General features: G+C 44.2%; 8 protein-coding genes. 6 read left to right on the top strand and 2 right to left on the bottom strand.

What is annotated here, in order from left to right:
- The first annotated feature begins 301 nt into the window (after nucleotides 1-301).
- Together cax and H6F92_RS23960 are read left to right on the top strand one after the other, a co-directional pair.
- On the top strand, nucleotides 302-1393 hold the full coding sequence (cax, locus tag H6F92_RS23965) for a calcium/proton exchanger (RefSeq protein WP_190359764.1): 1092 nt from the start codon (nucleotides 302-304) through the stop codon (nucleotides 1391-1393).
- 136 nt (nucleotides 1394-1529) lie between these two features.
- Nucleotides 1530-2243, top strand: coding sequence for a cadmium resistance transporter (locus H6F92_RS23960; RefSeq protein WP_190359763.1), 714 nt, complete (start codon nucleotides 1530-1532; stop codon nucleotides 2241-2243).
- Nucleotides 2244-2418: 175 nt separating this feature from the next.
- On the opposite strand, the gene H6F92_RS23955 is transcribed toward H6F92_RS23960, so the two are convergent.
- Entirely contained in the window at nucleotides 2419-2901 is a 483-nt protein-coding gene (locus tag H6F92_RS23955) for a thiol-disulfide oxidoreductase DCC family protein (RefSeq protein ID WP_190359762.1), read from the bottom strand.
- A gap of 63 nt (nucleotides 2902-2964) precedes the next feature.
- Nucleotides 2965-3684: a TerC family protein gene (locus tag H6F92_RS23950; RefSeq protein ID WP_002737049.1), complete on the bottom strand. Its 720-nt coding sequence runs from the start codon at nucleotides 3682-3684 to the stop codon at nucleotides 2965-2967.
- Nucleotides 3685-3873: 189 nt separating this feature from the next.
- On the opposite strand from H6F92_RS23950, the gene psaM reads away from it, so the two are divergent.
- The 4 genes from psaM to H6F92_RS23930 all read left to right on the top strand — a co-directional run bounded on the left by psaM (nucleotide 3874) and on the right by H6F92_RS23930 (nucleotide 7001).
- Nucleotides 3874-3966: a photosystem I reaction center subunit XII gene (gene psaM, locus H6F92_RS23945; RefSeq protein WP_012264462.1), complete on the top strand. Its 93-nt coding sequence runs from the start codon at nucleotides 3874-3876 to the stop codon at nucleotides 3964-3966.
- A 162-nt stretch (nucleotides 3967-4128) separates the two neighbouring features.
- Nucleotides 4129-4479, top strand: a complete 351-nt coding sequence (locus tag H6F92_RS23940; protein WP_190359761.1) for a slr1601 family putative cell division protein — start codon at nucleotides 4129-4131, stop codon at nucleotides 4477-4479.
- A gap of 51 nt (nucleotides 4480-4530) precedes the next feature.
- A complete protein-coding gene (locus H6F92_RS23935; RefSeq protein ID WP_002758718.1) occupies nucleotides 4531-5835 on the top strand; it encodes a glycoside hydrolase family 15 protein in 1305 nt (434 codons plus the stop codon).
- Nucleotides 5836-6032: 197 nt separating this feature from the next.
- Nucleotides 6033-7001: a hypothetical protein gene (locus tag H6F92_RS23930; protein WP_190359760.1), complete on the top strand. Its 969-nt coding sequence runs from the start codon at nucleotides 6033-6035 to the stop codon at nucleotides 6999-7001.
- Nucleotides 7002-7072: the final 71 nt, after the last annotated feature.

Genomic DNA, 7072 nt, shown 5'->3' with positions numbered 1-7072 from the left:
ACACTTTTGTGGAAGCTTTAGAAGCTTTTCGGACAGCGATGTCTTTCCGTTTCTTTGAGTGGCTGACCGAGAATCGGGATGTGTTTGCCGCTTACAAAGCCAGTTTAGGCTTTATTTGGGCTTGAAATTTGTTTAAGTCCCATTAGTCGAATTCAGCCCCACGGAAGTTATGTTCGGCAATCCGCAAACCGACGAGGCCCGGGAGTATATTACTGGGCGATTCGGCTAATTGAAACGGAAAAAAGGCTGATAGTCTGTTTTTCACAACCGTGCGCGGTTTTATCCCGAGACACCGATTGCTATGAATAGAAAGGACTGGATTTTCGCTATTTTGTTGGTTTTTGTCCCGATCTCGATCGCCTGGAATTTCCTGCGTTGGGACGTGACGATCGTTTTCCTGAGCGCCTGTCTAGCGATTGTTCCCCTGGCCGCTTACATGGGAAAGGCAACCGAGGAAATCGCCGTCGTGGTCGGTCCTAATCTTGGCGGTTTAATGAACGCCACCTTCGGCAACGCCACCGAATTAATTCTCGCCTACGCCGCCCTGGAAGAGGGTTTGATCGAGGTGGTGAAAGCGACGATTACCGGTTCGATTATCGGGAATCTGCTGCTGGTAACGGGCGTATCGATGTTTTTCGGCGGCTTACGCTATAAAGAACAGAAATTCCAGCCCGTGACCGCCCGTTTAAATTCCTCGTCGATGAATCTCGCCGTCGCTGCGATCCTCCTACCCACGACCGTTCAATACACTTCCGCCGCAATCGAGGAGAGCGTCCTACAGCGTCTCTCGGTAACGGTGGCGGCGGTATTAATTTTTGTGTATTGCCTGAGTCTGCTGTTTTCGATGAAGACCCATACCTATCTTTACGAGGTGGGGGACGCAGATCTCGATCAAGAGTCGGGGGAAGCGGTAAGCGTAAAAAAGCCGAATCTCTGGCTCTGGGTGGGGATATTACTGCTCGTGACGCTCGGTGTGGCGGTCGAATCGGAATTATTAGTTAATACCCTAGAGGAAGCCACGAGCGAATTAGGATTAACAACCCTTTTCACGGGGGTGATCCTGCTGCCAATTATCGGCAACGCAGCCGAACACGCCACTGCGGTTAGGGTTGCCTTAAAAGACAAAATGGATCTGGCGGTTTCTGTCACCGTCGGTTCCAGTCTGCAAATCGCACTTTTTGTCGCACCTGTCCTCGTGATTGCGGGTTATTTCCTCGGTCAGCCCATGGCTCTCGATTTCGATCCGTTTGAATTGGTCGCCGTCGCCGTCGCAGTGTGGCTGACTAACTCGATCAGTAACGACGGTCGCTCGAACTGGCTAGAGGGTATATTACTGGTGGCGACCTACGCAGTGATCGCCCTCGCTTTCTTTTTTCATCCCGCACCGGGATAAAGCGATCGGTCGTGGGAAATACAGTTTCTCCATCGGGATGGGTAGTAAAATTCTCCCGTTGCCGAACCTTTGAAGGAAAAGCCGAACAAGGTATAACGAACGGACGAACCCGACGGCTATCTTAAGGAGAAAAACGATGATCGAGATTGTGATCGCGATATCCACCGGTGTAGCGGCATTCGTCGCCACCAACCTCGACGATATATTGATCCTGACGATTCTCTTCAGTCAAACGGGGAAACTCTTCCGTCATCGCGATATCGTCATCGGTCAGTATATCGGCTTTAGTCTGCTGGTTATTGCCAGTTTAGCGGGATTTTTCGGCTGTTTTCTCATCCCTACCCCCTGGATTCGCTATCTAGGCCTCGTTCCTGTGATTCTCGGCATCGTTTCCCTTCTCAAAGAAGAGGAGGAGGAAGAGCCGGAGAATGTCGAATTGGACCTGGAGGGTGCGAAACATTCCCCCTTCGGCGTAGCTCAGGGTAAACCCTTCGGTGGTTGGTTTGACCCGCGCACCTATAGCGTGGCTGCGTTGACCGTCGCCAACGGCAGCGATAATATCGGCATTTACGTTCCCCTTTTCGCCAGTAGTAGCGTAACAAGTCTGATCGTTATCGTCAGCGTATTTTTGATTCTGGTGGGGGTTTGGTGTGCGTTCGCATACGGGTTGACCAGTGTGCCGACCATCGCCACTATTCTAACCAGTCAGGGAAGTACCTTCGTTCCCTGTGTGCTGATCGGTCTGGGTATTTTTATCGTCAAAGAAAGTATTCCCCTCGCGTTTTTGGCCTCAGCAATTAGCTATCTCTGGGCGATCATCGGTCGCAGTCAGGGACTGGCAAGAAAATAAAGTACCATTTATTTACTAGGCAGAATTATCACATTAAATCTGGTTATTAAAAACTGATTATTTATTTCTCCTTTTGCCTTTTGCCTGTCCTTATAAGTAGCCTATACTCAACGGATTTAGTATCACATCCCAAGGGGTGATTCTGAGTGGGGTGTGGGGGTTAGGAGATTTTAACTCACTGAGAACAACGATTTGATGAGTTGCATTCCAGACGTTTTTGACGTTCTGCTAAGATTGTTTTTAAATTTGGTCTTCCGGTTAAGGTTAATCGCCAAGAAGCCCAAATTTCATAGATAATATCCACTAGAAACCCGATAACCGGCCATTTGGTAGCGGCATAAATCCAACCGATGCCTAAAATGTCATAGACTTGGCGAAACACTTCCACATTTTGGATAATAGTACCATCAGCTAGTACGGCGTGGATTCGTCCCATGGCTGCCGCGAAGGAAATACCGCCATTTTCCTCCGGATTATAGTTTTCGGCGGCAATATCGACAAAAGCAACTAATCCTCTCCCAGCATCCTGTTTTTGCAGAAAATTAACCTCCCGCAAGCAGAGGGGACATTCTCCATCGTAGAGGAGTTTAATTTTCCAAGAGGGCGATCGAGTAGAATTTTCTAAGGTATCAGCAGATGGAGTCGGTAAAGATGACATGATATTCTAGGGATTTTCTTTTCAGTGGTCGGTGAGGGGTTGAGAAGTGGGGAGTGGGGAGTGTCAAGGCAATTCATCAGATTGGATGGGATCACTCTCTATTGGTTCTCGATCGTTGCGTTTTGAGAAACCCCAAGCAAAGAGGATAGCAATTAAACTGATCATAATCCATTCCGGCGGCACAAAATCGGGACTAATCACCCGCAACAGCAGTCTTAAACCCACCAAACCGACGGTGACAAAACCGGCATCTTCTAGGTGGGTGTATTCCTCTAACCAGCGAATAAATAAACCCGCCATAAAGCGCAGGGTAACTACTCCGATCGTACCACCAAGCAGGATCAACCAAGTATCATCGGCCACGGCGATGGAGGTGGTGACACTATCGAGGGAAAAAGCTAAATCGGTAACGGCAATTAGGGGGATAGCTTGCCAGAGAGATTGAAACTTGAGACTATGATGGGTGTGGTCTTTGTCTTCCGGGGAGGCAAAGTAATTAAAGACTAACCAGAGCAAATATACTGCTCCCAAAAGTTCAAACTGCCAGTATTTAACCACCCAGGTGGCGGTAAGAATCAAGACCATACGGAGAATATAGGCGAAAACTAAGCCAATATTCAAGGCCTGACGTTGACGCTGATGATCTCCTAATCCCTGTGCTATGGAAGCGAGAGCAATGGCGTTATCTGCTGATAATACCGCTTCTAGGGCAATGAGAACCAACAGAATTAACGGGGTTTTTAGACTAAGGGTTAGAGATGAATCAAGGAGCGAGTCTAACATTGAGGCCGCAGGTAAAAATAAATGTAATCATGGCAATACTTCAGCTTAACGCTTTTACAACTTTCTTTTCTAGGGGAGATAACCGTCATCGGGGTGGGGAGATATGAAGTCTTGTAACGAAATGATGCAGAGGACCCCGATGATGTCGGAAAGTATTGGATGAATATCTTTATGAGGAGATAATCAGCAATGCTTTCTGATACTCAAGTTTTAGTCGCTCTGGTAATTGCTTTAATCCCCGGGATTTTGGCTTTTCGTCTAGCGACGGAACTTTATAAGTAAAATCGCTTTCAATAAACCCTGATCCCGTCTGACCTAGCTATAGGGGAGACCGATTGGGGTTTTTTCGGTTGTCGGTTATCAGTTACCAGTTATCAGTGATTGGGAGTAACTTGAAAGTAATTAGCCACTTTTCTGACCAATTTTACTTATACTCATAAATCTATGACCGCACGAACACGAAATCAAACCAACAAAAAACCAAGAACAAAGCAAAAAAGCGGCAATAAATCCCAAAACTGGCAAATTATCGAGATTTGGCTGCGAATTATTGCCTATAGCGCTCTTTCCATCACGGCAGTTTTTGCGATCGCTCGTTTGCTACCTTACCAACAGATCCAACAGACAAAACTGGAAGAAGTGCGTTTGGCAGCCCAGGAAAAGGAGGAACGGGTTAATCAATTGCGAGATCAATTTACTCGCAGCTTTGATCCTAGTCAAGCGCGGCAAGTGATGGGGGAACAAAGTCCCCGACGGGATCCTAATCAAAGACGCATTTTTTGGGTTTCTCAGTAGAATTGAGCGAGATAAATTCGTTTTTGAGCAGATTATTGGGGTATTTTGCCGATGCTGGTTGTTCACAACGAAAAAATTCTCGATTTCATTAAATACCGCTACTCTCTGGGGGATCTTCAGAGATTATCCGCGTTTTTGTCGGAAAATGATGTCTTGAGATTTCCCCAGCTAGAAAATGGCTTATTTCCAGCAGCATTAGTCAGTAATGAGACAGAATACACCGGATATGCCAATGTTTGGCTGAGGGATAACGTTTATCTGGCCTATTCTCACTATATTATCGGACAGACAGCGATCGCTGTCAAGAATATTCAGACTTTGATGAACTATTTTCAAAAGTTCCAAAGGCGTTTTATTAATATTATCCAAGGTCGAGTTAATCCTGAAAAGATCAGGGAACGTCCTCATATTCGTTTTGAGGGACGTACACTGACGGAAATTGACCAAGTTTGGCAACACGCACAAAATGATGCCCTTGGCTATTTTCTCTGGTTTTATTGTCGTTTAGCACGGGAAAAATATGTTGAGCTTTCCCCCCATTGTCTAGAAACAATTGCCCTATTCCCCTTATATTTTCAAGCAATTAGTTATTGGCAGGATGAGGATAGCGGTCACTGGGAAGAAACCCGTAAAATAGAAGCATCTAGCATCGGGGTTGTGGTAGCGGGATTACGGGAATTAAAAAGGTTATTAATCGAGACAGAGATAAATCTCACGGCTGAAAATCGCAGGATTACACCGGCATTTTTAGCGGACTTAATTGAGATAGGAGAACAAGCTTTATACCGTATTTTACCGGCCGAGTGTCTTCTACCAGTACCGCAAGCGAGAAGTTATGATGCAGCCCTACTTTTTTTGATTTATCCCTTACAAGTGGTGGAGACAAATATCGCCGATCAAATTCTTAATAATGTTATCGTTCACCTTCAGGGAGATTACGGTATTCGTCGCTATTTAGGTGATTCTTTTTGGTGTCGAGACTATCGCTTAATTCCCCCAGAAATCCGCACCACGGTATCGACAGAAAGGGAAAATTGGTTACAGGAACAAGGGAGAGGATTAAACCTAGGCGAAGAAGCACAATGGTGTATTTTTGATCCGATTATTTCTGCCATTTTTGCCCTTAAATTCCAGAGTACAGGTCAGGAGAAATACCTCAACCTACAAACCCATTACTTCAATCGTTCTCTCGGACAAATTACGGGAAAAGATTCCCCCCTGGGTGAGTTTAAATGTCCCGAATTATACTATCTAGAACAGGGAAAATATATTCCTAATGATGCCACTCCTCTCCTTTGGACACAGGCTAATTTACAAATCGCCTTGGAACTAATTAAGAAAAGTTTAAGCCAATAGTGTAATTCTAAATAGCTGGTTATAATTCAATTAAAAATGGATTTTAGGTTTGATCCCCCCTGCCCCCCTTGATAAGGGGGGTGCCGATAGGCGGGGGGATCTACCCTTGATAAGGTGGGTGTCTGATAATTTTTAACGCCTACCTACTTATTTGACCAGATAAAATTACAACTATATATAAATCCAGGAGTTAAAAAATGCCTAAGAACAACAATCAACCCGATATCAATAAAGCGATCGATGTGTGTATGGAGGAGTATAAAACCCTGAGAACGGAAATTTTACAAACCGTGCAAAATCGCAGTAATGTTATTGTCTTTGGGGGTGGTTTAGTTTTGACTTTACTGGGAATTGGGATCAGTCCCATCGCTAATCTTCCCATCATGAAAGAGACAACAACTATTACTAGAATACCCACAGATACAACTACAATAGAAACGACAAAAGGAGAAAAAAAAACGACAAAAGGAGAAACAACACAAACGACAATATCTCATCCAAAAGGGGATAGTAGTCACGAAATTAAACAAAAAAATTCAAAGCCAACTCCAAAAGGGGATAGTAGTCACGAAATTAAACAAAAAAATTCAAAGCCAACTTCCTCGACGTTAGTTATTAAAGAAAAAGACACGGCAACAGAAACAATATCTCCACAAAAATATGATATTCCAATTGAACGGCGAATTCCTTCAGCAATTATTCTGGGAATAATGGTTCCCGCCTCTTGTGGATTGATCATCTTTCTTGTCAATGCAAGTAATCATCAGGTCGTTAGAATTGGTAGATATATTGCCACTAATATTGAGCCTAAAATTAATGATTTATACTTTAATAATTTACCCGTTGCTCAGAAGCCAATTGTTTGGGAAACCTATATGCAAACTTTACGATTTGGACCAGAAGAGGGTACTTGGATTAAAAGGGTTTTTGGTACTATCCAACTCTTGGGATTAGCGGGTGCTGTTTTTGCAGTATCAGACATAATAATTCTTTACCCATTAAGATCGATAAGTGCTATTCTTATTCCCATGGTAGGAAACGTAATTGGTGCAAATATTATCACTGGGATTATTTTAATTGTTGTAATATCGGTGTTACTATTAATAATACCAACAAAAATTAGAGGCTCTTCGGGAATTGTTATGCAAATAATTAACTTAAAATAAAATTCGATGAGAGTGCCTACGCCCAAAAGTAGCTGAAACTCATATAGGGAAGGACTTAAGGCATAAACAGG

The organism is Microcystis wesenbergii FACHB-1317, from assembly GCF_014696875.1.
Lineage (GTDB): Bacteria > Cyanobacteriota > Cyanobacteriia > Cyanobacteriales > Microcystaceae > Microcystis > Microcystis wesenbergii_A.
The sequence above is the reverse complement of the archived record's forward strand: the minus strand, read 5'-3'. Positions and strand labels throughout refer to the sequence as shown.

Coding starts and splice junctions, on each gene's coding strand:
- H6F92_RS23935 (WP_002758718.1), top strand. CDS start 4,531: ATGCTGGTTGTTCACAACGAAAAAATTCTCGATTTCATTAAATACCGC.
- cax (WP_190359764.1), top strand. CDS start 302: ATGAATAGAAAGGACTGGATTTTCGCTATTTTGTTGGTTTTTGTCCCG.
- psaM (WP_012264462.1), top strand. CDS start 3,874: ATGCTTTCTGATACTCAAGTTTTAGTCGCTCTGGTAATTGCTTTAATC.
- H6F92_RS23950 (WP_002737049.1), bottom strand. CDS start 3,684: ATGTTAGACTCGCTCCTTGATTCATCTCTAACCCTTAGTCTAAAAACC.
- H6F92_RS23960 (WP_190359763.1), top strand. CDS start 1,530: ATGATCGAGATTGTGATCGCGATATCCACCGGTGTAGCGGCATTCGTC.
- H6F92_RS23955 (WP_190359762.1), bottom strand. CDS start 2,901: ATGTCATCTTTACCGACTCCATCTGCTGATACCTTAGAAAATTCTACT.
- H6F92_RS23940 (WP_190359761.1), top strand. CDS start 4,129: ATGACCGCACGAACACGAAATCAAACCAACAAAAAACCAAGAACAAAG.
- H6F92_RS23930 (WP_190359760.1), top strand. CDS start 6,033: ATGCCTAAGAACAACAATCAACCCGATATCAATAAAGCGATCGATGTG.